The organism is Bradyrhizobium valentinum (genome assembly GCF_001440405.1).
GTDB classification, from domain to species: Bacteria; Pseudomonadota; Alphaproteobacteria; order Rhizobiales; family Xanthobacteraceae; genus Bradyrhizobium; species Bradyrhizobium valentinum.
On the sequence record NZ_LLXX01000118.1, the window covers coordinates 116,471 to 140,887 of the forward strand.

The 24,417-nt window shown below is 61.8% G+C and carries 25 protein-coding genes; 15 read left to right on the plus strand and 10 right to left on the minus strand.

Going from position 1 to position 24,417, the window contains the following annotated elements:
- Positions 1-32 precede the first annotated feature (32 nt).
- Both CP49_RS17605 and CP49_RS17610 read right to left on the minus strand, forming a co-directional pair.
- Positions 33-1,058, minus strand: a complete 1,026-nt coding sequence (locus CP49_RS17605; protein WP_057851458.1) for a fatty acid desaturase family protein — start codon at positions 1,056-1,058, stop codon at positions 33-35.
- Positions 1,055-1,780, minus strand: coding sequence for a TetR/AcrR family transcriptional regulator C-terminal domain-containing protein (locus CP49_RS17610; protein WP_057851459.1), 726 nt, complete (start codon positions 1,778-1,780; stop codon positions 1,055-1,057). Before CP49_RS17610 ends, CP49_RS17605 begins: the two co-directional genes overlap by 4 nt.
- Before the next feature lie 327 nt (positions 1,781-2,107).
- Between CP49_RS17610 and rpsF the strand changes: the two genes are divergently transcribed.
- From rpsF to rplI, 6 genes are all read left to right on the plus strand, one after another.
- Entirely contained in the window at positions 2,108-2,584 is a 477-nt protein-coding gene (rpsF, locus tag CP49_RS17615; RefSeq protein ID WP_057851460.1) for a 30S ribosomal protein S6, read from the plus strand.
- Positions 2,585-2,589: 5 nt separating this feature from the next.
- Positions 2,590-2,829: a 30S ribosomal protein S18 gene (rpsR, locus tag CP49_RS17620; protein WP_002711478.1), complete on the plus strand. Its 240-nt coding sequence runs from the start codon at positions 2,590-2,592 to the stop codon at positions 2,827-2,829.
- A gap of 399 nt (positions 2,830-3,228) precedes the next feature.
- The gene (locus tag CP49_RS17625; protein WP_082646074.1) at positions 3,229-4,218 is read left to right on the plus strand and encodes a TAXI family TRAP transporter solute-binding subunit; all 990 of its coding nucleotides are present in this window, start codon (positions 3,229-3,231) and stop codon (positions 4,216-4,218) included.
- Between the two features lie 10 nt (positions 4,219-4,228).
- Positions 4,229-6,115 (plus strand): TRAP transporter permease, encoded by a 1,887-nt coding sequence (locus CP49_RS17630; protein WP_082646075.1) that lies wholly within the window; start codon positions 4,229-4,231, stop codon positions 6,113-6,115.
- A gap of 366 nt (positions 6,116-6,481) precedes the next feature.
- A complete protein-coding gene (locus CP49_RS17635; protein ID WP_057851462.1) occupies positions 6,482-7,450 on the plus strand; it encodes a DUF2232 domain-containing protein in 969 nt (322 codons plus the stop codon).
- 52 nt (positions 7,451-7,502) lie between these two features.
- Positions 7,503-8,102, plus strand: coding sequence for a 50S ribosomal protein L9 (rplI, locus tag CP49_RS17640; protein WP_057851463.1), 600 nt, complete (start codon positions 7,503-7,505; stop codon positions 8,100-8,102).
- Positions 8,103-8,149: 47 nt separating this feature from the next.
- Here rplI and CP49_RS17645 read toward each other — a convergent pair whose 3' ends face one another.
- The 3 genes from CP49_RS17645 to CP49_RS17655 all read right to left on the minus strand — a co-directional run bounded on the left by CP49_RS17645 (position 8,150) and on the right by CP49_RS17655 (position 10,386).
- Complete coding sequence (locus CP49_RS17645; protein WP_057851464.1) at positions 8,150-8,614, minus strand: PaaI family thioesterase; 465 nt, start codon at positions 8,612-8,614, stop codon at positions 8,150-8,152.
- The gene (locus CP49_RS17650) at positions 8,611-9,216 is read right to left on the minus strand and encodes a TetR/AcrR family transcriptional regulator (protein ID WP_057851465.1); all 606 of its coding nucleotides are present in this window, start codon (positions 9,214-9,216) and stop codon (positions 8,611-8,613) included. The genes CP49_RS17645 and CP49_RS17650 overlap by 4 nt, the downstream gene beginning before the upstream one ends.
- 117 nt (positions 9,217-9,333) lie before the next feature.
- Positions 9,334-10,386, minus strand: a complete 1,053-nt coding sequence (locus CP49_RS17655) for a hypothetical protein (protein ID WP_057851466.1) — start codon at positions 10,384-10,386, stop codon at positions 9,334-9,336.
- A gap of 249 nt (positions 10,387-10,635) precedes the next feature.
- Here CP49_RS17655 and CP49_RS17660 point away from each other — a divergent pair, with 249 nt between their 5' ends.
- Positions 10,636-11,886, plus strand: a complete 1,251-nt coding sequence (locus CP49_RS17660; RefSeq protein WP_057851467.1) for an SAM-dependent methyltransferase — start codon at positions 10,636-10,638, stop codon at positions 11,884-11,886.
- Between the two features lie 15 nt (positions 11,887-11,901).
- On the opposite strand, the gene CP49_RS44740 is transcribed toward CP49_RS17660, so the two are convergent.
- Complete coding sequence (locus CP49_RS44740; RefSeq protein ID WP_156438496.1) at positions 11,902-12,108, minus strand: transcriptional regulator; 207 nt, start codon at positions 12,106-12,108, stop codon at positions 11,902-11,904.
- Between the two features lie 101 nt (positions 12,109-12,209).
- Here CP49_RS44740 and CP49_RS44745 point away from each other — a divergent pair, with 101 nt between their 5' ends.
- From CP49_RS44745 to alr, 3 genes are all read left to right on the plus strand, one after another.
- Positions 12,210-12,374: a hypothetical protein gene (locus tag CP49_RS44745; protein ID WP_156438497.1), complete on the plus strand. Its 165-nt coding sequence runs from the start codon at positions 12,210-12,212 to the stop codon at positions 12,372-12,374.
- Positions 12,375-12,695: 321 nt separating this feature from the next.
- Positions 12,696-14,195 carry a replicative DNA helicase gene (locus CP49_RS17665; RefSeq protein WP_057851468.1) on the plus strand — a complete coding sequence of 500 codons (1,500 nt, stop codon included), beginning with the start codon at positions 12,696-12,698 and terminating at the stop codon, positions 14,193-14,195.
- Positions 14,196-14,236: 41 nt separating this feature from the next.
- Positions 14,237-15,472, plus strand: a complete 1,236-nt coding sequence (gene alr / locus CP49_RS17670; RefSeq protein ID WP_156438498.1) for an alanine racemase — start codon at positions 14,237-14,239, stop codon at positions 15,470-15,472.
- Between the two features lie 48 nt (positions 15,473-15,520).
- Here the strand turns inward: alr and CP49_RS17675 are convergent, their stop codons facing one another.
- Positions 15,521-15,742 carry a cysteine rich repeat-containing protein gene (locus CP49_RS17675; protein ID WP_057851469.1) on the minus strand — a complete coding sequence of 74 codons (222 nt, stop codon included), beginning with the start codon at positions 15,740-15,742 and terminating at the stop codon, positions 15,521-15,523.
- A gap of 48 nt (positions 15,743-15,790) precedes the next feature.
- On the opposite strand from CP49_RS17675, the gene CP49_RS17680 reads away from it, so the two are divergent.
- Positions 15,791-16,561 (plus strand): exodeoxyribonuclease III, encoded by a 771-nt coding sequence (locus CP49_RS17680; protein ID WP_057851470.1) that lies wholly within the window; start codon positions 15,791-15,793, stop codon positions 16,559-16,561.
- A gap of 215 nt (positions 16,562-16,776) precedes the next feature.
- On the opposite strand, the gene CP49_RS17685 is transcribed toward CP49_RS17680, so the two are convergent.
- Positions 16,777-17,226 (minus strand): cupin domain-containing protein, encoded by a 450-nt coding sequence (locus CP49_RS17685; RefSeq protein ID WP_057851471.1) that lies wholly within the window; start codon positions 17,224-17,226, stop codon positions 16,777-16,779.
- Between the two features lie 164 nt (positions 17,227-17,390).
- On the opposite strand from CP49_RS17685, the gene CP49_RS17690 reads away from it, so the two are divergent.
- The 3 genes from CP49_RS17690 (at position 17,391) to CP49_RS17700 (ending at position 20,516) form a co-directional block, all read left to right on the plus strand.
- Positions 17,391-18,119: an adenylate/guanylate cyclase domain-containing protein gene (locus tag CP49_RS17690; protein ID WP_197423151.1), complete on the plus strand. Its 729-nt coding sequence runs from the start codon at positions 17,391-17,393 to the stop codon at positions 18,117-18,119.
- A gap of 123 nt (positions 18,120-18,242) precedes the next feature.
- A complete protein-coding gene (locus tag CP49_RS17695) occupies positions 18,243-18,965 on the plus strand; it encodes a sulfite exporter TauE/SafE family protein (protein ID WP_057851473.1) in 723 nt (240 codons plus the stop codon).
- Between the two features lie 156 nt (positions 18,966-19,121).
- Positions 19,122-20,516, plus strand: coding sequence for an adenylate/guanylate cyclase domain-containing protein (locus CP49_RS17700; RefSeq protein ID WP_057851474.1), 1,395 nt, complete (start codon positions 19,122-19,124; stop codon positions 20,514-20,516).
- A 40-nt stretch (positions 20,517-20,556) separates the two neighbouring features.
- Here the strand turns inward: CP49_RS17700 and CP49_RS17705 are convergent, their stop codons facing one another.
- Both CP49_RS17705 and CP49_RS17710 read right to left on the minus strand, forming a co-directional pair.
- On the minus strand, positions 20,557-21,813 hold the full coding sequence (locus CP49_RS17705; RefSeq protein WP_057851475.1) for a three-Cys-motif partner protein TcmP: 1,257 nt from the start codon (positions 21,811-21,813) through the stop codon (positions 20,557-20,559).
- Positions 21,814-21,853: 40 nt separating this feature from the next.
- Positions 21,854-22,633: a DUF5131 family protein gene (locus CP49_RS17710; RefSeq protein WP_057851476.1), complete on the minus strand. Its 780-nt coding sequence runs from the start codon at positions 22,631-22,633 to the stop codon at positions 21,854-21,856.
- Between the two features lie 216 nt (positions 22,634-22,849).
- Between CP49_RS17710 and radA the strand changes: the two genes are divergently transcribed.
- Positions 22,850-24,313: a DNA repair protein RadA gene (gene radA / locus CP49_RS17715; RefSeq protein ID WP_057851477.1), complete on the plus strand. Its 1,464-nt coding sequence runs from the start codon at positions 22,850-22,852 to the stop codon at positions 24,311-24,313.
- Positions 24,314-24,417: the final 104 nt, after the last annotated feature.

Genomic DNA, 24,417 nt, shown 5'->3' on the forward strand with positions numbered 1-24,417 from the left:
AGCACCCTATGGGCGAAAGGAGATGTCCACCTCTAGAAGCCACCTGCGGCCTGATCACCGCCGACCTCCTTCCCGGCTCGTGCGCGGCGTGCACCGCTCACCAGCTTGCCCGGGCGGTCCTCGTGGTCTGGCTTGGCGGTCGCGAGCCGCAGCACGGCGGCGTAGTTCGGCTGCACCTCCATGCTAACAGCATACCGGCTTTCACTGAGTATGCGGTGGACGCGTGGCAGGTTGTAGCAGGGCACGTAGAACAACAGATGATGTTCGAGGTGATAGTTGACGTAATAGGGTGCGATGAACAGCCGCTCGAGGAAATTCGCGCGCGTAGTGCGGGTGTTGCGCAAGGGATCGCTGGAATCCGGAACAACCGCATGCTCGGCAATGTTGCGGATGCGCGTGATCACCATCTGCCAGGTGAGCAACGGCAACAGCCATAGCAGCGGATAGGCCCACCACACGCCGGCGGCGGCGAGACCTGCAAACAGCAGGCCGTTGACGACAAGCTGCGGGCCAAGTTTTTCCCAGAAATGCGCGGCGCGCTGCGCGTGTGGCCATTCCTTAGGACCGAGCGCATTCAAGAATTGCGCCTTGCGCTGCTGATAGCCGGTCTGGCCGGTAATATCGCGCACGAACTTGCGGCGATAGCTCATTCCTGTGATCGGAAACGGCGCCGACAGCACCAGATCGGGATCGTCTTCCTGCTGCGTGCGCGCGTGATGCTGCAGGTGATAGCGCCGATAGGCGCGGGTCTCGGCGAAGATCGGATAGGCGCAGAACCATTGGCTGAGCGTGAGGTTGACCTTCTCGTCCGCCGACAGACATCCATGCGCGCCGTCATGCATCAGGATCGCGAGCCCGAGCTGGCGCGAGCCGATGATGCCCACCGCCAGCAGAAAGGTGAGAGGGTTGGGCCACCATGCGACAAGAGCGATCGATCCCAATATCAGCGCCCACGCATGCGCGATCAGGGCAACCCCCTTCCACGTCACGCGCTGGCGGACGGCAATCAGTTGATCCTCGTTCAGAAAGTCGCGGGCACGCATCCGGAGCGCGGTCATGATGAGTTCTCCCCGTCGGGTGAAACTGAATCGGAAGCGTCGCCGTCGCCGACAAGGCGCAGTCGCGTATTGTCGTCGGCGATCTTTGTCGTCGCCTGATCGCCCAGCACGCGCAGCATCTCGCTGCACATTTCTTCCGCCGAACGGCCCATGGCATGGCCCTCGACCATCACGCCGATCGCAAGCGCCCAGAACCGACGTGAGCTGGCGTCGGGATCGCGCAAGCTTTTCCAGCCGTGCCGCTCGATCTGGCCGGCATAGGCGCGCATCCCCTCGCCGTGCAGCCGCTCGATGGTGCGCTCCACCAAAGGCGCGAGGTCCTGGCGGCGGCGCGTGAGCGTCAGCGCTTCTGTAAAGAAGGCGACCGAATCCGTTGCCGTTACGGTCTCGACCAGTGCGCGGGTGTATGCCCGCGGCGTTTGCGCCTGCAGCGCCGCCTGTTCGGCCGCGCGCGCCAGATACAGCATGTCGCGGCAGGCAGCTTCGACGAACAGGGCTTCCTTGGTGCGGAAGTAATAGGTGATCTGGCTTGGGAAGGCGTCCGCGGCCGCAGCGATGTCCGAGATCGAGGCTCCGGCGAGGCCCCGCTCCTTGAACAGCCGGCTGGCGCCGTCGAGCAGCCGGGAGCGCATCTGGCGCCCGGCCGAGCGCGTCGCACGGGCGGCGTGCTTGGGATCGCCGGTCGGCGTTTCAGAAGCAGTCTGGACGGACTTGTCGGCCATTTTGCCCTCTCGTCCATTGTTTGTATGATATACAAACAAATAAGTCAACGAGTCCTTCGGACCCGTGGCGAGGCCAAGAACCCCGGCAAGCGTGCAAGAAGCCTTGCCAGCGCGCTGAAAATCCTTATAAACCGCGCCATCCGTGGATCCCGGCCGGGAGCTGAACGGACGGTCTCAGCAATCTCACCTTTCCAGGCGTTATTGATGTGGCAGGGCCAGTCGGCCCGTCGTCCCGTGCTTCCGCCTTCTGAGCTTATCCCGAGTCCTTTCCGAAGGCCTCGAAGGGCTTGCCGCCGGGAAACGCGCCAACACCAGGAAAGGACACCCATGCCTCTTTACGAGCATGTTTTTCTCGCGCGTCAGGATGCGAGCACCCAGCAGGTCGAAGAACTGACCACCCAGATGACGGGCATCGTCGAAGGGCTCGGCGGCAAGGTCACCAAGACCGAGAACTGGGGCGTACGCTCCCTCACCTACCGCATGAACAAGAATCGCAAAGCGCATTTCGTGCTGATGAATATCGAAGCGCCCTCCGCTGCGGTCACCGAGATCGAGCGCCAGGAGCGGATCTCTGAAGACGTCATTCGTTACCTCACCGTCCGCGTCGAAGAGCACGAGGAAGGTCCCTCGGCGATGATGCGCAAGGCCGATCGTGACCGCGAGCGCGACGATCGCGGCGGCGGTTTCCGCGGCGACCGCGAAGGCGGCTTCCGTGGCGATCGTGAAGGCGGTGGCTTCCGCGGCGACCGTGGTCCGCGCCGTCCGCGCGAAGACGCCGCTGTTGAAGCGGCGGAAGAGGAGTAAGAATCATGGCTGAAGCTGGTGCACGCCGTCCGTTTTTCCGTCGCCGCAAGACCTGCCCGTTCACGGGTCCGAACGCGCCGAAGATCGACTACAAGGATTCCAAGCTGCTGATGCGTTACGTCTCCGAGCGCGGCAAGATCGTGCCGAGCCGCATCACGGCCGTGTCCGCCAAGAAGCAGCGCGAACTCGCGCGCGCCATCAAGCGCTCGCGTTTCCTCGGTCTGCTGCCCTACGTCATTCGCTAAGACATCTTCGACCGGCGGCGTCCGCGCCGCCGGTCGTTATTATTCGTTTCCGGGTGGGATGGTTGGCCGAAGCGACCTCTGACCGCTCGTTGGCCCCGCAAGTCTCCTCCCTGCTTTTCAATGCATCCGATGCCGCCTATTGGCATCCTCTGTCCCGGGCTCACCTCTTCCAATGATTGGTGAGCCGTCATCGCTATGACTGATCGCGTGATGCCCGCGCTGCGGTAGCCGGGAACGCGCGTCGTTGACAATCGCTGCGGCGAGCACGTACGCTGCCGGCAGCAGGACGGATGTCAAATTCCCGCATGCTACGGGTGTCGAAGTCGCCGCCGATCACGTGCGGACACGAGCCCCAATAAGCGGCGCCAACGAGCGCAACCGCCAAAGGGAGTGCAAACGATGCCAGTCCACATCCGTGGTCTACGGCAAGTCGTACGCCTGGCCGCCATTGCAGCGTTGTCCGTCGCCGCAGCAGGCGCTGCCCATGCCCAACAGAAGACCGATGTCATCTTCAGCGCCGGCCCGACCGGTGGCAGCTGGACGCCGATGGCCGCGGCAGCGTCGCAGGTCGTCAACAAGCGATATCCCGAGCTAAACGTGCAGGTTGAGCCGGGCGCGGCCCTCGTCAACATGGAGAAGATCCGCAACGACAAGGCCGATATCGGCTGGTCCATGACGACCGTCATGTCCGATGCGCAGAAGGGCGAGGGTCAGTTCGCCGGCAAGCAGACTGACAAGGGCCTTTTCGTGGCCAACTTCTACCCCAACGTCTGGCAGTTGGTGGTTCCTGCGAACAGCGACATCAAGAGTGTCAAGGATTTGAAGGGTCAGCCGGTGGCGCTGCCGTCACGCGGCAACACGAGCCTGGCGGCCGGCTGGGAGTACCTGCTCAAGGTCAACGGCATGACGCTGAACGACCTGGGCGCAAAGAGTTACGGGCCGGTATCCTCCAATGCCGAGGCTGTGAAGAACCGGCAAGCGATGGCGGTCGGATGGTTCACGGTGGTGCCAGCGTCCTTCATCATGGACATGGGCTCGGCGATGCAGGTGCGGGTGCTTGGGGTCACCGACGAGGAGCTCGCCGCACTGCGCAAGCTCAATCCGGGCTTTGTGCCCTACACCCTCAAGGCCGGAATCTACAAGGATCAGGGCGTGACCGAGGCAGTTCAGACCTTCCAGTCGCCCACTGTGCTTATTGCATCCTCCAAGACGTCTCCCGACGTGATCTACAAGATCACCAAGGCCATCGTCGAAGAGCGCGAGGAGTTCGGCAACGTCACCAGTGTCATGAAAGGCGTGACGGCGTCGGACATGGCAGAGAACTTCGACATGCCTATTCATCCCGGCGCGGAGAAATACTACCGCGAAGCGGGATTGCTCAAGAAGTAGGGAGCGCGCCGTGCGCAAGCTCACCGGCTACGCGGGCCTGGTCGTCGGCGTGGTGGCGGTCGCAATGTCCGTGTACCACGTCTACGCCCGGCTGACGGTATACGCTCCCGATCAGCAAGCCCTGCTCTATATCACGCTCGCCTTCAGCCTGGTGCTGTCGTTCCTGTTGTGGCCTCGCAGCAAGGACGCGACACTCGGCGGCGTGCCGTGGGAGGATCTCGCTTTGGCGGGTCTTTCGCTGGCGTGCATCGGCTACATGTTTGTGAATTACGACTACATCGTAAACCGTTTCCCCACTGCCGATGCGCTGACCCGAATGGACATGGCGGTGGGAATTACCGCCACCGTGCTGGTGCTGGAGGCGACGCGACGCACGATCGGCGCGGCGCTGCCGATCGTGGCGCTTGTCTTCCTCTTCTACGGGTTCGCCGGCCCCTGGCTGTACGGTTGGCTTTACCATAGAGGTCTCACGCTCGAGATCGCGGTCGACCAGACCTATTTCACCACCGAGGGCATTTTCGGCGTGCCGATGACGGTGGCCGCTACCTACGTCATTCTTTTCATTATCTTCGGCACGTTTCTGGAGAAATCCGGAGCAGGTCAGTTCTTCATGAACTTCGCCAACGCGATCGCGGGCGGCGCGCGCGGCGGTCCCGGCAAGGTGGCGGTCGTTTCCTCAAGCCTGTTCGGTACGATCTCCGGCTCCGCGGTCGCCAATGTCATGGTCGACGGCTGGCTGACGATTCCGATGATGAAGAAGACCGGCTTCAAGCCGGAGGCGGCAGCCGCCATCGAGGCGGTGGCTTCCACCGGCGGGCAGATCATGCCCCCGATCATGGGGGCGGCGGCCTTCGTCATGGCCGAGTTTCAGGGCGTCAGCTACACGCAGGTGATGATCGCCGCGGCGATCCCCGCGTTCTTCTATTACGGCGCGCTGTTCGCCGCGATCCACTTCAACGCCGTGCGTTCGGGGCTCAAGGGCTTGCCGCGCGAGGAGCTGCCGATCTTCGGTTACATCATGCTGCGCCAAGGCCACCTGTTCCTGCCGGTCATCGTGCTGCTGGCGCTGCTGCTCTACGGATTCACGCCGACCTATGGCGCGATCATCGCGACCGTCGCGCTGGTTGGCATTTCATGGCTGCGGCCTTCGACCGGGCTTACCTGGCGCGCGTGCCTTGAAGGCCTGCGCGACGGGGCGGTGCAGACCGTGCCGGTGGCGATGGCGTGCGCATCCGCCGGCATCGTGATCGGCATCGTGCTGCAAACCGGGCTGGCGCTGCGGTTCACGGCGTTTCTGATCGACTTCACCTACGGCTCGCTGCTGCCCGCCCTGCTCATCACCATGGTCGCCGGGGTCATTCTCGGCATGGGCATGCCGACCACGCCCGCCTACATCATGCAGGCGGCGCTGTTGGTGCCCGCAATCATGAAGCTCGGCGTGGAGCCGATGGCGGCGCACATGTTCGCGTTCTACTTCTCATGCCTGTCGGCGGTAACGCCGCCGGTGGCACTTGCCGTGTATGCTGCTGCATCGATCGGTGGGGCCGGCCTGTGGGCCTCGGGCGTGCAGGCGATGAAATTCGCCGCCGCCGGCTTCATCGTTCCGTTCTTCTTCGTCTACAACCCCGCGCTGCTATTCCAGGGGCCATGGCCCGATATCCTGCGCGCCGTGCTGACCGGCACGATGGGAGTGATTGCGCTTGCAGCCAGTCTTGAAGGCTATTTCCTGCGTAGAACAACGTGGTTCGAGCGGATACTTTTCTTTGCGGCCGCAATGCTGCTGATCGATCCCAATGCCGTCACCGATGTCATCGGCGCGGGCCTGCTTGCCATCATCCTGCTGTTGCAGAAGCTGTGGACTCCACAATCCACCATAACGCGGAAAGCGAGCACGTGACCCGCGCACAGTCCATCGCCCTGACGCTGATCGCAGCAGCCCTCATAGTTGGCACTGTGCTCTACGGTGTTCTGCGCATATACGCCTCCTGAGCCGCGACATCTCGCAGGAATGGGAATTTCCATTGTGCCCGCCGGTCGCCGGCTAAACGCCGGGAACCTTTTCTGAAATCGTCTCGGCTGACACTCTTGATCGGCTGGGGCTACTGCTCTAAAAGGCGCACCAAGTCATCTCGGCCCCCCGGTGGGGCCGTGAATGTTTAAGGGGTACCGCGGTACAGACGTCTCCCTTAACTCTCTAACTAGTTGGTAAGGCGGCATAATTTGCTGACCTCTATCTAACCGCTCGAAAGGAGCGGGACAGCTTATGATCGCGATTGTCCTCATTGGTCTTGCAGCCGGCTGCGCGTCGGCGCTGATGTTCGCCTCGATCATCTCGGGCGCGCTCATCTCATTGCTGCTGTTCTATCTGGCGCCGCTGCCGCTGATGGTGGCGGCACTCGGGTGGGGTCCGCTCGCGGCAACGATCGGCGGCATTGCCGCCGCCTCCGGCCTCGGCGCGATCTTCGGCCTGCCCTATTGCATCGCCTTTGCGATCACCGTGGCGGTGCCGGCGTGGTGGCTCGGCCATCTCGCCCTGTTGGGACGGCCGCTGCCCGCCACCGCTCCCGAAGACGGTTCAGCACCCGCTACAGTTCAGCTCGAATGGTATCCGATCGGCCGCGTCCTGCTCTGGATCGCCGGCTTTGCCGCACTGACCACGATCGCGGCCATGCTGACGCTTGGCGGCGACGCCGATGCCATCACCGGTGTGCTGCGCCGAGGCCTTACGCGAATTCTGGCGCGTGAGGCCGCGCCGTCGGCAGATGTCGAGCGCGTGGTAGCCGCTCTCGCCATCATCGCTCCTGCGGCCGCAACGATCATCGCCATGATGACGCTGACACTCAATCTCTGGCTTGCCGGGAAGATCACGGCGACCTCGGGCCGGTTGCAGCGGCCGTGGCCTGACCTGAAGAGCGCGGAATTGCCGCCGATGACGCTGGTGGCGCTGTCGGTCGCGCTGGCCTTTTGCTTTATCGGCGGGCTCGTCGCGATGTTCGCGCAGATCATCACGACCGCGCTGATGATGGCCTATGCCCTCACCGGCTTTGCCGTGCTGCACACGCTGACACTGGCGTTCAAGAGCCGTGTCTTCTGGCTCTGCTGCACCTACGCGATCGTCGTCACGTTCGGCTGGCCGGTGCTCGCGATGATCGCGCTCGGTCTCGCCGATGCCGTCTTCGGACTTCGCCAACGCTATCTGCGCGGCAAGCCTCCACCACTGCCCGCATCCTGAACCCTCACCATTCACGTCAACCGCATATCGAACACTCAAAAGGAGAATTAGAATGGAAGTCATCTTGCTGGAACGTGTCGTCAAGCTCGGTCAGATGGGCGAAGTCGTCCGCGTCAAGGACGGGTTTGCCCGCAACTTTCTGCTCAAGCGCGGCAAGGCGCTGCGCGCCACCGCCGACAATCGCGCCAAGTTCGACAGCATGAAGGCCGAGCTCGAGGCCAACAACCTCAAGGCCAAGGGCGAGGCGACCAAGGTCGCGGAGAAGATCGACGGCCGCAACGTGATCGTGCTGCGTCAAGCCTCCGAATCCGGCCAGTTGTTCGGATCGGTGAGCATACGCGACATCGTCGCCTCGTTCGAGGCCGATGGCGTCACCATCGACCGCAGCCAAGTGCTGCTGGATGCGCCGATCAAGAACATCGGCAAGCACCAGGTCGCAATTGCCGTGCATCCGGAAGTCGAAGTCAACGTCAGCGTCACCGTGGCGCGCAGCGCCGATGAAGCCGAGCGCATCAACCGCGGTGAAGACATCTCGACCCGTCAGGAAGACCAGGACGCTGCCGCCGAGGCGCTGGCCGCCGCCGGCGAGTTCTTCGATCCGGAAGCCCAGCACGACGAGGTCGCGCCGGCACCCGCTTCGACCGAGAAGTAACGCGCTTCCGGCTCAAACTTCTCCATGACGACCTCAAGCCCGGCCCCTCAGGCCGGGCTTGGGATTCTAGCTGCTGCTTTCTCGTCGAGCATGGCAATCGACGCTAACGCGGTCGCAGTGTGCTTCTCGACGCCATCGGTCACGCAGAACACGTCGGCCGCGACCACGGCGACCTGACGTCCGGGCTTGATCACGCGCGCCCGGCAGATCAATCGCTCGCCGGTCGCCGGCGACAGCAGATTCAATTTGTATTCCGCAGTCAGCGCCGGCTGGCCGCGCGAGGTCGCGGCCGCGATCGTGGTCGCATTGTCGACAAGGAACGCGGTCACGCCGCCATGGAACAGACCGTGTTGCTGCAACAGCTCCGGCCGGCGGTCGACCGCGAGCGTGCAGGTACCGCGCGTCAGCTCGGATAATTCGGCGCCGATATGGGTCATAAAGCCCTGGCGGCCGACATTGTCGCGGATGCGGGTCGCGATCGGCGCGAAGTCGGGATCGTTATTCGCACTCATACGGTTTCTCCCGGTGTGCGGATCGCATCAGGTGCGACCACCGCGCGGATGGCACAGGCGATCAGGATTTCGGCTTGCTCTCTTGGATCGGTGCGGTCGCGGCCTGACAGCCATGCGCGGCAGAAGATCTGCGCCGGTCCGATGATCTGGCTGAAGAACACTGACGACGTCATCGGCAGCAATTCGCCGCGCGCAACCAGCGGCGCACGCCAACGCTCCACGGCTTCCGCAAGACGCGAGTTTTGCGCACGCTGCGCGCCGCGGATCTCCTCCATCCATTCGCTGCGGGAAATCTCGAACAGATAGCGGGCCTCGCGCCTGCAGTTGAAGACCCATTCGAGATGTGCGCGGATCAGCCGCGCCACGCCTTCCCGCGCACCGCGGGATTCGTCGACCGCCGCCATGACGGCTGCGTGATAACGGGCAAGGATTTCCAGGAACAGCGTGCCGGCCAGTTCCTTCTTCGATCCAAAGAAATGGAAGAAGCTTCCGTTGGACGCCCGCGCGCGGGTTCTGATGGCGGCCACGGTAGCGCCCTCAAAACCGTCGCGGTCGAATACCGCCAATCCCGCCGCCAGCAGATCCTCGCGTGCCGTACTCACTCGCGCTCGCCTTATGATGCGATTAGATCATCACTCTAGAGTATTACTCTAGAGCCGGTCAAGCAACGCCACCCGCTGACCGGCGTCGGGAAATCTGAAAATTGAAATCTGAAAATCTTAGCGCGAGATGGGCGGCTCAGGCTGGCCGGCGGGCGGAACCGGCGGCAATGCGGGCGCCGTAGCCTCTACCGGCGGAGGCGCCGCGGGTGCTGGCGCTGCTGCGGAGGAACTCGCGGCCTGCTCAGGCGCGGTCGTTGCGGAAGCTGGCGGCACTGGCGTGACCGGCGGCACCGGATCGGGCCGGAGCGGCGTCGGCTCGCTGGGGGCGCTCTCCTTGGGAGCATCGACCTTGGCGGTGTCGGATCTGCCCTCGCGTTCCGGCTTTTCCGACTCGCCGGCGGGCTTCGCTGCCTCGCCGGCCTGCTTGTCGTCCTCGCCCTTGATGGCGTCGGTCTTGACCGGATCGGCCTTGACTGGATCGGCCTTGGCAGAATCGCTCGCGGCCGTTTCAGCCTTGGCGGCATCCCGAGATGCATCTTCCTTCGCGGCGTCGTCGCGCGCCGCCGGCTCGGTTTTCGGCGGCTCTTCGGCGGCAGGCCTGCTACGCCTGCCCTGCTTCTGCCTAACGCCCGATTTGCTGTCGGTAGCGGCCTGCACCGGCGCCTGCCCATCCGCAGGTTTAGCGGCTTCGGGCGCCGGCTGCGGCCGTGCGAGCCGCTTCGCGTCTCGGCCAGGACGCACTCCCTCGCCTTGCGGCGTAGCTCCGTCGGCGCCCGGCCGGGAAACCTCCTGAGCAGGTGCTGCAGATGGCTGCCGGCGACCGAGCCGGTCAGGTTGATCCGACCTTCCGTCCTGCTTGGCATCCTTCTTCGCCTGATCCTTGCCCTGATACCGGGGATCGGCAGCGCCGTTGGATAGCAGGTAGGAAGAAAGCACCGAGGCCATGTCGGTACCGGTCGTATAGTGCTGGCGCAGGAACCCCGGCAACGACGAAGCCGACGTGTTCTTCAACAGGCCACGGGGGCTCCTGTGGCACGCGCTGCAGGTGCTTGAGAATATCTGGGAGGGGCTCTTGCCGGCGTCGAGATTTTCCACCGCCTGCGTCACCCCTGCGGTGAGGCAGCCGATCAGGAGCGTCACCGTCGCCAAACTGAGCGCTCGGCTCAACATTCCCTGCTTCTCCAGACGTCGAATCGCTGCCCGCGACGAGTAATGTTGCCGGCGGCGGGGTCACCTTTTAGCCGATTATGACGCGAATGGAAGCGTGCATCTGCGTGATCGCCGCATTCGGGAATATCCACTTTCACTCCAACGGATTAGGACTAGGGCATTCGTACTTGTGACAATATTGATCCATCCCTGGAACCAACCTTTCCGTGGCGCGTCGGTATAAGGGTAGCTCGTTCCATTGGTGCTTCGATGGACCGGTTGTTGCGTTATTTTTTGAGCCAGTTCATTCGCCGCGGCACGATGATATTTACGGCCGCGAATGGGGCCAGATTTACCTGCGGTGACGGAACCGGCCGCCCAGTGTCAGCGCGATTCCTGAGCGAGCGGACGCAGCTCCGGATCCTTCTCAATCCCGAACTGGCGCTTGGCGAAGCCTATATGGACGGCACGTTCGTGGTCGAGGACGGCTCGATCGCGGACGCGCTGGAGATCCTGCTCGGCCAGCCCGAAATGCTCCCACGTTGGGCCAAGCTGCAATGGTGGCTGCGCTATTTCAGCCGGCACGCCAGGCAATTCAATTGGCGCGGCCGGGCGAAAAACAACGTCGCTCATCACTACGATCTCGACGGGCGGCTCTATTCCCTCTTCCTCGATGCCGACAAGCAATACAGTTGCGCCTATTTCGAAACGCCGGATACGACGCTCGACGATGCCCAGCTTGCCAAGAAACGCCACCTAGCCGCCAAGCTCCTGATCGGACGCGGCAACCGCGTGCTCGATATCGGCTCGGGCTGGGGCGGCCTTGGCCTTTATCTCGCCGAAATGACCGGCGCCGACGTCACCGGCATCACGCTGTCGTCGGAGCAGTTGCGGGCCTCGAATGCCCGCGCCGCCGAGAAGAACCTGACGGGATCGGCAAGATTCCTGCCGAGTGATTACCGCGATATTGCGGGCCCGTTCGACCGTATCGTGTCGGTCGGGATGTTCGAACATGTCGGCATCGACTTCTATGAAACTTACTTCCGGCGCTGCGCCGAACTTCTCAGCGACGACGGCGTCATGGTGCTGCACTCGATCGGCCGCTCTACCGGGCCCGATGTGACAAGCCCATGGATTACGAAATACATCTTCCCGGGCGGCTATATTCCCGCCCTTTCCGAAGTCATCCCCGCGATCGAGAAGGCGGGCCTTCTGGTCTGCGACATCGAAATCCTGCGGCTGCATTATGCGGAAACGCTGAAGGCCTGGCGCGACCGCTTTATGGCCCGGCGCGAAGAGGCAGTACGCCTCTATGACGAGCGTTTTGCCCGCATGTGGGAATTTTATCTGGCGGCGTCGGAAATGTCGTTCCGGAAGCAAAACCTGATGAATTTCCAGATCCAGCTCACCAAGCGCCAGGGAATCGTGCCGATGACGCGCGATTACATCACGCGGGAAGAAGCGAGACTGCGCGGGGTGGAACTCGGAAGGCAGCCGCGGCTGCAGTTGGCGGGCGAATAGGCAATGGCGGCGCCGTCAGTTTCGCAGGCTGTAGGAGGAGGCATAGGGCGCGCGAGCCGAAGCCGGACGGGCGAGCTGGGCTCGCAACGCAGCAAGCGCTTGACCATCGCAGGGCACGGCACGCCGTTCCGGGCGCGAAATCTCTTCCATGGTGTCGATCAGCATCGACAGCCACAAACGCTGGGCGCTTGCCGTTCGCCATCCCTTGAGTTGCTGACCCATCGTCCGTCCTTTGATCCGATACGGCTGGCAACCCGAAAATCGCCGGTCCGTTCCCGATTTCGTAACCAATCCGTTCTGCCGCGAAGAAAATCGCACGCGATGTGATCTACTTCACAGAAGCCCGCGGCGGTCCGTCGTACATCACCGCCATGAACCGGCAGACCTACCCAGCCCCGTTCGATTCCGACATCCGGATCGACTACGCCTTGATCGCAATCGGGGTGGCTGCTGCCCTGCTCGCGTTCATCTACCTGGTCCTGGTTTGATCAACGCTTAAGATCGCGGCTCGAAAACACCTCTCGCCTTCGGATACGTCTGTCGAAGTCGCGACAAGGTTCAGGCTCTCCTAAGATTTTGCTTGGCATTTTCGCGGAAAACGCTCCCGCACCGCCTGGTTTTGGCTGAAAGCCCGTCAAGCGGAATGCGCCACGCGATCCGGATTCACACCCCGCATGTGGGAATCGTGCATAAGGCACCTTCGTGCTTTCACCGGACGCGTGAGTGGCGCTTTATCGCCGCCCGCTTTCGGGAATTCCGACTATCCCGGAATCCAAACAACGCCAAGAATCTGAGCATAATCCGACCCCATGGCACTGACTGATTCGAACGTCCTCAAGCTTGCTCCCGACGCGGGAACTCCGGTCTACCGGAGCGCGCCGCACAATATCGAGGCGGAACAGAGCCTGCTGGGCGCGATCCTGGTCAACAACGACGCGTTCTACCGGGTTTCGGACTTTCTGGAGCCGAAGCACTTCTTCGAGCCGCTCCACCAGACTATTTTCGAGACCGCCAGCAGCCTGATCCGGATGGGCAAGGTTGCTACCCCCGTCACGCTGAAGACGTTCCTGCCCGCCGACACCGATATCGGCGGCATGACGGTTGGCCAATACCTCGCTCGCGTGGCGGCCGAAGCCACCACGATCATCAACGCGCAGGATTACGGCCGTACGATCTACGATATGTCGCTGCGCCGCGACCTGATTCGGATCGGCGAGGACATGGTCAACGTCGCCTTCGACGCACCAGTGGATTTTGCGCCGCGCGCCCAGATCGAGGATGCCGAGCGCCAGCTTTATGAGCTCGCCGAGTCCGGCCGCTATGAAGGCGGCTTCCAGCGCTTCTCGCAGGCGCTGACCACCGCCGTCGACATGGCGGCCAAGGCTTTCCAGCGTGACGGAAGCCTGTCGGGCGTCGCTACCGGCTTGCGCGACCTCGACACCAAGATGGGCGGGCTGCAGGCTTCCGACTTGATCATCGTCGCCGGCCGCCCCGGCATGGGCAAGACGGCGCTCGCCACCAACATCGCCTACAACATCGCCAAGGCGCATCGCGCCGAGGTGCAAGCCGATGGCACCATGAAGACCGTCAATGGCGGCATCGTCGGCTTCTTCTCTTGCGAAATGTCGGCCGAACAGCTCGCCACCCGTATTCTGGCCGAACAGACCAGCATCGCCTCCAGCATGATCCGCCGCGGCGGTATCAGCGAGGCCGATTTCGAGAAGATCCGCGACTACTCGATCGAATTGCAGTCGCTGCCGCTTTATGTCGACGAAACCGGCGGCCTGTCGATCTCGCAGCTCACGGCGCGTGCGCGCCGGCTGAAGCGGCAGAAGGGCCTCGACCTCATCGTGATCGACTACATCCAGCTTCTGCAAGGCTCGGGCAAGAAGTCTGATAATCGCGTACAGGAAGTGACTGAAATTACCACCAACCTCAAGGCGCTCGCCAAGGAACTCAACGTTCCGATCATCGCCTTGTCCCAGCTCTCGCGTCAGGTCGAAAACCGCGACGACAAGCGCCCGCAACTGGCCGACTTGCGTGAATCCGGTTCGATCGAGCAGGACGCCGACGTCGTGATCTTCGTGTACCGCGAGGAATACTACCTCGCCAACAAGGAGCCGCGTATCGGCACCCCCGAATACGAAAAATGGCAGCTCGACATGTCGCTGGTGCACGGCAAGGCCGAAATCATCATCGGCAAGCAGCGCCACGGCCCCACCGGAACGGTGGAGGTGCAGTTCGAGGGTCAGTTCACCCGGTTCAGCGATCTTGCGCAGGACGGCAATCTGCCGGATCGGGGCTATTGAGCGCAGTTGAACCGCCGCGTTCCGCCGCGTAAAACTATGGCATGAACGTGGCCCCCGATCCCAAGTCCATCCCGCAAGGCACCCTGCTGTCGCCCGAGGCGAACCAGGCTGCCTCGCTCGCAACCGCAACCGGCGTGCTGACGGTCGATCTCGACGCTATCGTCGCCAACTGGCGCAAGCTCGAGAAGACGGCGGTGCCGGCCGAATGCGCAGGCGTCGTCAAGGCGAACGCCTATGGCTGCGGCGCCGAGCAGGTCGCGCGCGCCCTCTCTGCCGCCGGCTGCAAGACGTTTTTCGTCGCCACCCTCGATGAGGCCCGCGTGGTTCGCGCCGCGGCACCTGCGGCCGCGATCTACGTGCTCGACGGCTTCTTTCAGAACACCGGCGACGCCTACGCCAAGTTCGACTGCAAGCCCGTGATCGGCGACCTCAATGAACTGGCCGAATGGGACGTGTTCTGCCGCCGCTCGGGTTGGTCGGGCGGCGCGGCCATACACATCGATACCGGCATGAACCGGCTCGGCCTGACCGTCACCGAGGCGCAGGGCATCATCCCGCGTATCAACGCCGGAGACCACGGCATTACGCTTGTGATGAGCCACCTCGCCTCCGCCGAACTGCTCAACAATCCCGCCAACGCCAGGCAGCTCACGGCCTTTCGCGAAATCGCGAGTCTGTTTTCCGGTGTGCCGGCGTCGCTTGCTAATTCCTCCGGCATTTTCTTGGGCGCCCAATTCCAGTTCGACCTGGCCCGCCCGGGCTGTGCCCTTTACGGCATCAATCCGACGCCCGAAACCGACAATCCGATGCGGCCGGTCGTCGAATTGAAGGCGCGCATCGTGCAGATCCGCAACGTCGAACGCGGCGATACCGTCGGCTATGGCGGGACCTGGACGGCGCGGCGTCCGACCCGAATAGCGATCGTCTCCGCGGGCTATGCCGACGGATATTTCCGCGCGGCCAGCGCCAATGACGGCACCCGTGGCGCCGAGGTGGTGGTCGCCGGCAAGCGCTGCCCGATCGCGGGGCGGATTTCGATGGACCTGACAGCGGTCGACGTCACCGATCTCGACAAGACTGCGGTGCGGCGCGGCCATATGGTGACGTTGATCGGCGAAGGCATTACGGTTGACGAACTCGCCCACCATTTCGGTACTATCGGCTACGAAGTGCTGACCAGCCTCGGCAAGCGCTATACACGGATCTACAAGGGCGGAAATGCCACTGTAGAACCCCCTGCTCCACCGCCAGTGGAGCCGGCAGCCGCTTCCACCTAGTTCTTCGTTCCAAGGCTTCCTTCGCGGCACCTCATGGCGAGGTGTGTCTTACTGCGCCTTCCGGCTGGCCAACACTTTCTTGCAGGCGTCGCTGAGCTGGGGAAGCTGCTTGTTCAGACATGCGACGACACGGCCGCCGCCGGGCAGCGTACCGGCGCAATATTTGTCATAGTCCGCCTTGCAGGCACCGCGCTGGTCGGCGACTTGAGCAACCGCGGATCCGGAGCATCCGATTGCGAGCACGAGAACGGCGAAGCGCAGTTTCGACATGGAATCTCCAAGCGTCAGGCGAAGCACAGTGATGCCAGTTAGCTCTACATGAAGATCGCGACCTTCAACATTAATAATGTCAATCGCCGCCTGCCTAACCTGTTGCGCTGGCTGCATGCGGCGAAGCCCGACGTCGTCGCTTTGCAGGAACTGAAATCGACCGATGCGGAGTTCCCGATTCTGGCGATCAACAAGGCCGGCTACGGCGCGGTGTGGCGCGGACAAAAAACCTGGAACGGCGTTGCCATCCTGGCGCGGAACGCCGAGCCGGTATTGACCCGGACCGCGCTTCCCGGCGATCGCAATGATGACGACGCGCGGTATATCGAAGCCGCCGTCAACGGTGTCATCGTGACCAGCCTCTATCTGCCGAACGGCAATCCGCAGCCCGGACCGAAATTCGACTACAAGCTCGACTGGTTCAGACGGCTCCGGTCGCATGCCGGCAAGCTGCTCAAGCAGGACATTCCGGTCGTGCTGGCCGGCGACTACAACGTCGCGCCAACGGTGTCGGATATCTATCCGACGAAATCCTGGGACAAGGACGCGCTGGTCCAGCCGAAGAGCCGCGCTGCGTTCAAGGCGCTGGTGGACCAGGGCTGGACGGACGCGATCCGGACACTTCATCCGTCGAAACCGATGTTCACGTTCTGGGACTACAAGCGCAACCGCTGGCCACGCGATGCCGGGCTACGGCTCGATCATTTGTTGCTGAGCCCGGCAGTAGCGCCGCGCCTGATCAAGGCCGACGTCGATCGCGAGATACGCGGCGAGGAAGGGGCCAGCGACCATGCGCCAGCCTGGATCGTGCTGAGCTAATCAGCGCCGAATGGTTGGGTCGAATAGCCGCTTGCGAAGCAGCAACGCCCTTTTCCGCAGCACAAGTAGGACCGAGATACAAATCGCGAAAACAACCCCATGCAAAGTAGAAATGGGCTCGGCTCGCAACACTCACGCCCAGCGTCCGCCGGCACGACGTAATCAGTCCCGTCCAGTCTGATCAGATCCCAAGCCGGCGGGAGACCTGACGGCAGTCAACCCTTTCGCGTATGCCCCCACGCAGCGTCCCAGTCCTCGCCTGCGGCGTCGATGACGCGGCCATCGGCCTCGAAGAACTTGTTCGGGACCTGGAAAATCGCGAGCATCAGCCCGCCCTCGGGGCACCAGGCGACATGACGGCTGCCTTCCTCGCGCCAGATGAATTCACCGGCCTTGCATTCGATGCCCTTCGCCGGACCTTCCTTGTCGACGAGCGATCCTTCGAGCACGTAGGTCTGCTCGATGTTGACGTGCTCGTGGTCGGGCAGCACCGCGCCCGGTTCGAACCGCATCAGCGCGGTCATCAAGCCGGTCTTGCGATCGAACAGCAGCGTCTTGGCTTCGCAACCGGGGAAACGCGTCTGCTGCCATTCCATGCTGTCGGGGCGAACCAGATGGGAATGCGTGTCTGCGGTCTCCGCGCCCTTCAGCGTTACGGCGTCCATGGCGATCCTCCGTTCTGCTTGTTTTGGGGCGATCCTAGCAGCTTTGCCTTGGGCCGCCAGCCGGCTGGTGTGCGCTGCGGTGGCGCTGTCTTGCTCGCGCCTGTTCCGGACTGTAGGATCAACCGATCTGCCGCTCGCGTGGATCAAGGTCGAAAATGGCGGCTTTGCAACATTCGCTTATCTGCAAGGGGTGCTGGGAGCAGATGCATGTGCCGGTGCTGATTCGCGGCGTGGCATCGGCGCCGTTTCGTGCATTCGGCATTCGTCCGAGCCGGATGAATCCCAACACCTGCACCATCTGCGAACTGATGTTCACGAAGGTGATGCGGGCCCGCAAGATCACCATCGACGCGACCATCATGTTTGCCGATCTGCGCGGCTATACCAGCCTGTCGCAGTCGCAATCGCCGGATGCGGTCTCGGGCCTGCTGGACGCGTTCTACGATGAATGCGCCAACGCGATCTGGGAGCACGACGGGCTCCTCAACAAGACCATCGGCGACGCCGTGATGGCGGTCTTCAATTTTCCCCTGAAGCGGGAAGCCCACGCCAGAAACGCCGTGCTCGCTGCGCGCGAAATCCAGGCGAACTGGCGCGACCGGCGCGAAGGCCTTGTCGAAGCGCACGGCCTCACCGCAGACGAATTGGGGATCGGCATCGGCATCCATACGGGCGAACTCAGCTTTGGCGAGTTCGGTCGCTCGCACCGGGATCTGACGGCGATCGGCACCGTCGTCAACACCGCCTCGCGGGCCCAGTCGGTCGCCGAAGCCGACCAGATCCTCGTGACGAAGGCCGTGTTCGACCGCGCCCAACCTGATTTGAAGGACAGCCCTTCGAAGGCATTTCAGCTCAAGGGATTCGACGTCCCGATCGAGCTTTACACGGCCTGACGCAAGCCACCGCCTCTCTTCCCTTGATTGGCACGATCAGCTCCTTTCCCAGTAGTATTTAGACCTCGTAACCTGAGCCTGCTGCCACCATGATGTCAGCATCAGGGAATCGCGAAAGACTGCATGGGCTTCCTCTTTGTCCTCATCGTCGGCCTGCTCGCCGGCACCATCTCAGGCATTGTCGGCACGGGCTCGTCGATCATGCTGATGCCGGTATTGGTTTATCAATACGGTCCGAAGGAGGCCGTGCCGATCATGGCGGTGGCGGCCGTGATGGCGAACTTCTCGCGCATTCTCGCCTGGTGGCGCGAGGTCGACTGGCGCGCCTGCCTTGCCTATTCGGCAACTGGGATTCCGGCCGCCGCGCTTGGCGCGCGGACGCTGCTGGCGCTGCCCTCGCACGCCGTCGATGTCGCGATCGGCCTGTTTCTGATCGCGATGGTGCCGGTGCGGCACTGGCTCGCCCGTCACCAGCTCAAGGCGCAACTTTGGCACCTTGCGGTGGGTGGCGCCGTCATCGGCTATCTCACGGGCATCGTGGTTTCGACCGGGCCGCTCAGCGTGCCGCTGTTTCTGTTCTACGGGTTGACCAAAGGCGCCTTCCTCGCCACGGAAGCCGCAAGCTCGCTCGGGCTCTATCTGAGCAAGTCGGTCACGTTCGAACGCTTCGGCGCGCTGACGCCTGATATCGCGTTGAAAGGCCTGATTGCCGGCTCTTCGCTGATGTTAGGCGCCTTCATCGCCAAACGCTTCGTGCTCCGTCTCAAGCCCGACGTCTTTCGGCTGTTAATGGATGGCATCATGCTGGCCGCCGGTCTCACCCTGCTGTGGACGGCATTTTCTTAAGGATTCGGCGGAACCCGTCATTCCCCAACGCAGCGTTAATCAAATATGACGCCGTCGATCGGTGGTAGCAGGTTCTCAGACGTGCCATCTTGATCGACGATACCGTGCAAGTTGCACGGCCTGACTATCGACTGGGGAGAATGTGTCTTGAGCGTGATGGCGGAAGCGGCTGACGTCCCGTATCTGGGCGACCAGCGAACCGGACGAACCGACGCCCGGCAGGATGCGCTGAAATTCGCGGAAGCTGCCCTTGTCGACAGCAAGCGTGAAGGACTGCTGCTCGCCGTCCGGGCCCGCTGGGTCGCGCTGGCAATCACTGCCGTTACCCTGCCGATCATCAACCCGAACTGGGACGTGATCTATTACGTCCTGATGCTTGGCTTCTTTGCTCTGATCGGCTGGGCCCAACTCAAGGTCGGCAAGGTCGGCCGTTCGCCGCTCGAGGTTTTCCTGATCATTTGCGACCTTGCGCTGCTGACCTTCCTCAGCGTCGTACCCAATCCATGGAGCGATGTTCACTGGCCAATCGGAATGCAGTTCCGGTTCGACAGTTTCATCTATTTCTTCATCTTCCTTTCGACCGCCACCCTCGCCTATTCGTGGCGAACGGTTGTCGCTATGGGCGGATGGACTGCTGCCCTGTGGGCCATTGCCGTCGGTTGGGCGTACCTGCAGCCCGAAAGCCATGCCGCGCTGTCGGAGCGCGTCAGGGAAGCGGTCGGCGCTGATATTCGCCTGTTCGAGATCATCGACCCCTCGTCGATCGGCTTCGGCGCACGCTTCCAGCAAGTCATCGTATTCATCATCGTCGCCGCGATCCTGGCGCTGGCGGTGCGCCGTTCGAATGCGCTTCTGATCAGCCACGCCGGAATCGAACGTGAGCGCGCCAACCTGGCGCGTTATTTTTCGCCCAATGTCGTCAATGAATTGTCTGGCAATGACGAGCCGCTGACGCGGGTTCGCACGCAGGACGTCGCGGTATTGTTTGCCGATATCGTGGGATTCACCGCCTACGCCGACGGACGAGACCCGAAAGAGGTCATCGATACGCTGCGACAATTCCATGAACGAATGGAAAGAGAAGTGTTCCGGCACGGCGGAACGCTCGACAAGTATCTCGGCGATGGCCTGATGGCGACGTTCGGCACGCCGTTCGCCGGCGATTCCGACGCGCTGAACGCCTTACGTTGCGCGAGGGGCATGATCGGCTCGATCGCCGAGTTGAACAGAGAACGCAGCGGTCGCAACGAGCCGCCGATCCAGGTCAGCGTCGGATTGCACTATGGCCAGGTCGTGCTGGGAGATATCGGCCTTAACCGGCTCGAATTTGCTGTGATCGGCACCACCGTGAATGCGGCGAGCCGGCTTGAGTCACTTACCCGCGAATTCGGATGCGCCATCGTGGTCAGCGACGCGCTAGTGCGGCAGGCCCAGACGGAGTCGAACCATTCGAGCGCCGACTTCGCGTTGCTCGTCGAGCAGCCGGCACAGATCATTCGCGGTCTCGAGCAACCGGTCGGCATCTGGACATGTGCCAATGTCGCTTCCTGATGCTCTGAAGCGCGCGATGGATGCATCCGTAAGGTTCGGGCTACTTTTTCTTGGCTTGATCGTTGAAAAACATCGGAAAGAAGCTCCGCTGGTTCTTCATGCGCAGTGTATCACTAATCCTAATCGTGCTGGCCTTGCGACGCTCCCCGCCATCTTCAGTGATAACCTCCAAGTCTGGGTTATCAATAATTGCCGAATTGATGTCGAGCATGTGCGCAGGCGTCGCGTTGTAGATGCCCGCGTAGAAATCACCAACCCCGATCGTATCGCCGTAATTTGCAATAAACCGTGGAATGTCGTCGTGGAGCTGCGCCTTCGCTTCAGCGCGTCCCGCCTCATCGAAGACATATAACATACTATCCGCTTCGCTCGGATCGTAGGCTAGCATGTGAAGTCCAGAGCGACCGAAGTGCGCCTGAGAGCTGCTATTTTGATGGAGTATATTGTTATACTCTTGGCGAGCGCGTACCGAATTAGCGAAATGAATAAGCCAATACCGCCAACCCTGTGGATTGTGAATTGAGAAAGGGCTGACATAGTCCGCGCATCCGCGGAATGCATCGAATACAATTTTCTCTGCTGCGCCTAGCCAAGCATGCTTACTCATCAAGCCGTCTAGTTCCGCAAGCTCTGTGGCTGTAACACCAAACGGCGCGAGTTTCTTGGCCAAAGCTTGAGGGTCAGATTTGTTTAAGAATGTTACAAGCGTCTCAATACCAAAGGTATAAAAGATTTCTGCTGACGTGAAGGAGGCAATGACGTCTCCAATCGTGTCGATATCAACTTTGCTCGTGCCACACTGATCTAAATTGAACAGCACATTTTGGTAATTTCCGCTCTCAATCAACGTCTTGATTTCAGGATAAACAACCTCAAACTTCTTTTTGAAGTATTCAACGCGCACGTGCAACCTCGGCACGCTTTGCGAAATATGCGCAATGAGCGGAGCGACATTATATTTGAGTAGCTCGACCGTCTCAGGGTCGTAGTCATTGAGAATGAGTAAGCACTCGATGTCTATGGGGGACATCCCTTCGGCCGAACGCTTTACGTTGAAGGCCTCGGCGGCTGCGCGAAGCTCCTCTAAAAAGATCAAGGGCGAGCCAGGGCTGCCACACTTGTACCTACCACCACCTGCAAAACCATCTACAATCGCGAGCCTAAAGCGAGATTGCTGAGGAAGTTGGCAACGGACAGCCAGATACTGTGCGATATACTCGCCTACGACCTTGTGCTTTCGCTTCGAATGCTCTTCGAGCGCTGCGCCAGTCGTCCACGAGATTGGCTTTAGTGACATTCGCCCCTACCCTCATCTGAATGCAGGTTAGACAACATGATCAGAGAGCCAAACCGCTAATCGGCATCTGGTCCCAAACCTGGTCGCGATAAACACGGCCGTTGGCTTTTTTGGAACGCCGCTTGTTGTCTTTCCCCCACGTCCCCCATTGCTTAAAGAAGAACGCCGTGCGCTGCCGCACGCATTGATCAAAGATTTCGTCAATCCACACTTCGCGTATTGGACGAGCTGACCTGCCGCTCTCTCCTCCAACTATAGCCCAATGAATATTGCTCAAGTTGACCTTGCCGACGGCGCCAATCAACGGCTCAAATGAAATGAAGCGTATCGCAGCAGGAACGACGCGCAGATGGTCCGCGCGTTCAACAACCTCTTCATTTTCGATGCTCGTTCCGAGCCAGACATTGGGAAGCACGTCTGCGATCTTTTTTTTAACGAGCGCGCCCATTCGCTCCGGGCGCTTCGTCAGAATTTGATAGTGATGATGGGGCGTTGAACGCATGACATCCCATACTTTGAGAATGAATGCATCACTGACGCGCTCGTGGAAAAGGTCGCTCATCGAATTAACGAAGATCTTTTTCGGCTTTTTCCATCGCAATGGGATGTCGAGTGCACTCTGGTCTTCGCGAACCATACCGTTCCAAATTGTGCGCTTGCCGCTGCGACGAGTGAGACCTTTGTATTTTTCGACGTCCATAGCCTGCAATCGTCTCGCCATCTCCATGGCGTAACAATTGGTGCAACCGGCGCTCACAATCGTGCATCCCGCAACGGGATTCCAGGTGGCATCAGTCCATTCGATCTGTGTTTCGGCCATTGGAGTCTCCGCCTAAGCCTCGTTACGCTGGCGCACAAAATAGCGAAAAGTCCTTACAAAGGATTCAGATCGACTTCCTTGCCTTTGACGCGGTCGCCAAGAAACGCTATAGAACAAAGTAGGAACACTAAAGTCAAGCCGCCACTCTACTTAAAGATGCATGATTTGAGTCGGCCAACTATCCGATATCAGATCGCCCTCAGTGACCGAATCTCCATGGCCAAATCCCCCCTCTCCTTCGTCTGCCAAAACTGCGGTGCGGCTTATAATCGTTGGCAGGGGAAGTGCGATTCCTGCGGCGAATGGAACACGCTCAGCGAGGAAGACACGACCGGCGCGACCTCGATGCCGGTCTCGATTCGCTCCCGCCGCAGGGGCCGGACGTTTGCCCTGGAGAGCCTCACCGGCAAGAGCAACGACGCCCCGCGCCTGTCCTCCGGCATGACCGAGCTCGATCGCGTCACCGGCGGCGGCTTTGTTCGTGGCTCGGTGCTGTTGGTCGGCGGCGACCCTGGCATCGGCAAGTCGACGCTGCTGACACAGGCCACCAGCATGCTGGCCCGTGCCGGGCATCGCGCGGTCTATATTTCGGGCGAAGAGGCCGTGGCGCAGGTGCGGCTGCGCGCCGAACGGCTGGGATTGGCGGATGCACCGGTACAGCTCGCCGCTGAAACCTCGGTCGAGGACATCGTCTCGACCCTGTCGGAGGGCGCGGTGCCGCGCCTGATCGTGATCGATTCGATCCAGACCATGTGGACCGACACGGTGGAATCGGCGCCGGGAACGGTGACGCAGGTCCGTGCCTCGGCGCAGGCGCTCATCCGTTTCGCCAAGAAATCCGGTGCCGCGATCATTCTGGTCGGGCACGTGACAAAGGACGGCCAGATCGCGGGTCCTCGCGTCGTCGAGCATATGGTCGACGCTGTGCTGTCGTTCGAGGGCGAAGGCTCGCAGCAATTCCGCATTCTGCGCGCGGTCAAGAATCGCTTCGGCCCGACCGATGAAATCGGCGTGTTCGAGATGACGGGCCTTGGCCTTCGCGAGGTCTCCAACCCTTCCGAATTGTTCCTTTCTGAACGAGACCTGGGTAGCCCGGGCACCGCGGTTTTTGCCGGGATCGAAGGCACCCGCCCCGTTCTGGTGGAATTGCAGGCGTTGGTGGCGCCGACCACGCTCGGCACCCCGAGGCGGGCCGTGGTGGGCTGGGACCCTAGCCGGCTGTCGATGGTGCTGGCGGTGCTGGAGGCCCATTGTGGGGTCAAACTGTCCGGCTACGACGTCTATCTGAACGTGGCGGGAGGCTTGCGGATCCAGGAGCCCGCGGCCGACCTTGCGGCTGCCGCCGCCCTGGTCTCCTCGTTGGTAAATGCTCCGTTACCGACAGATGCGGTCTATTTCGGCGAGATTTCGCTATCGGGCGCGGTCCGGCCAGTGGCGCAGACCTCGGCGCGGCTCAAAGAGGCCGCCAAACTCGGGTTTGGCCGTGCAGTTCTGCCCGAATCGGCCCGTGGCGAGGTCGGCGGCGATGGCGGCCTCGTGCTCAACAGCGTCGGCGGGCTTACCAGCCTGGTCGCCGAAATCGCGGCGCGCGGCAGTCCCAGAGGCAACCGGGACACCAATCGCGAGGGTGCGCCGGAGAAAAATGCCACACCGGCGCGATTCCGTCGTGAAAACAGCTAAAGCGGCGTGACGCGCCCCGCCCTCGCCGCTATACAACGCGCGCGAAAGGCGGGCGGGATGGCGCGATATCCGGCCTTGCGGGATACGCCGTCTGGCCCTCACTT

Excerpts from the sequence above, each read along its gene's own strand:
- CP49_RS17605 (WP_057851458.1), bottom strand. The coding sequence starts at position 1,058 with ATGACCGCGCTCCGGATGCGTGCCCGCGACTTTCTGAACGAGGATCAA.
- CP49_RS17610 (WP_057851459.1), bottom strand. The coding sequence starts at position 1,780 with ATGGCCGACAAGTCCGTCCAGACTGCTTCTGAAACGCCGACCGGCGAT.
- rpsF (WP_057851460.1), top strand. The coding sequence starts at position 2,108 with ATGCCTCTTTACGAGCATGTTTTTCTCGCGCGTCAGGATGCGAGCACC.
- rpsR (WP_002711478.1), top strand. The coding sequence starts at position 2,590 with ATGGCTGAAGCTGGTGCACGCCGTCCGTTTTTCCGTCGCCGCAAGACC.
- CP49_RS17625 (WP_082646074.1), top strand. The coding sequence starts at position 3,229 with ATGCCAGTCCACATCCGTGGTCTACGGCAAGTCGTACGCCTGGCCGCC.
- CP49_RS17635 (WP_057851462.1), top strand. The coding sequence starts at position 6,482 with ATGATCGCGATTGTCCTCATTGGTCTTGCAGCCGGCTGCGCGTCGGCG.
- rplI (WP_057851463.1), top strand. The coding sequence starts at position 7,503 with ATGGAAGTCATCTTGCTGGAACGTGTCGTCAAGCTCGGTCAGATGGGC.
- CP49_RS17645 (WP_057851464.1), bottom strand. The coding sequence starts at position 8,614 with ATGAGTGCGAATAACGATCCCGACTTCGCGCCGATCGCGACCCGCATC.
- CP49_RS17655 (WP_057851466.1), bottom strand. The coding sequence starts at position 10,386 with ATGTTGAGCCGAGCGCTCAGTTTGGCGACGGTGACGCTCCTGATCGGC.
- CP49_RS17660 (WP_057851467.1), top strand. The coding sequence starts at position 10,636 with ATGGACCGGTTGTTGCGTTATTTTTTGAGCCAGTTCATTCGCCGCGGC.
- CP49_RS44740 (WP_156438496.1), bottom strand. The coding sequence starts at position 12,108 with ATGGGTCAGCAACTCAAGGGATGGCGAACGGCAAGCGCCCAGCGTTTG.
- CP49_RS17665 (WP_057851468.1), top strand. The coding sequence starts at position 12,696 with ATGGCACTGACTGATTCGAACGTCCTCAAGCTTGCTCCCGACGCGGGA.
- alr (WP_156438498.1), top strand. The coding sequence starts at position 14,237 with ATGAACGTGGCCCCCGATCCCAAGTCCATCCCGCAAGGCACCCTGCTG.
- CP49_RS17675 (WP_057851469.1), bottom strand. The coding sequence starts at position 15,742 with ATGTCGAAACTGCGCTTCGCCGTTCTCGTGCTCGCAATCGGATGCTCC.
- CP49_RS17680 (WP_057851470.1), top strand. The coding sequence starts at position 15,791 with ATGAAGATCGCGACCTTCAACATTAATAATGTCAATCGCCGCCTGCCT.
- CP49_RS17685 (WP_057851471.1), bottom strand. The coding sequence starts at position 17,226 with ATGGACGCCGTAACGCTGAAGGGCGCGGAGACCGCAGACACGCATTCC.
- CP49_RS17695 (WP_057851473.1), top strand. The coding sequence starts at position 18,243 with ATGGGCTTCCTCTTTGTCCTCATCGTCGGCCTGCTCGCCGGCACCATC.
- CP49_RS17700 (WP_057851474.1), top strand. The coding sequence starts at position 19,122 with ATGGCGGAAGCGGCTGACGTCCCGTATCTGGGCGACCAGCGAACCGGA.
- CP49_RS17705 (WP_057851475.1), bottom strand. The coding sequence starts at position 21,813 with ATGTCACTAAAGCCAATCTCGTGGACGACTGGCGCAGCGCTCGAAGAG.
- CP49_RS17710 (WP_057851476.1), bottom strand. The coding sequence starts at position 22,633 with ATGGCCGAAACACAGATCGAATGGACTGATGCCACCTGGAATCCCGTT.
- radA (WP_057851477.1), top strand. The coding sequence starts at position 22,850 with ATGGCCAAATCCCCCCTCTCCTTCGTCTGCCAAAACTGCGGTGCGGCT.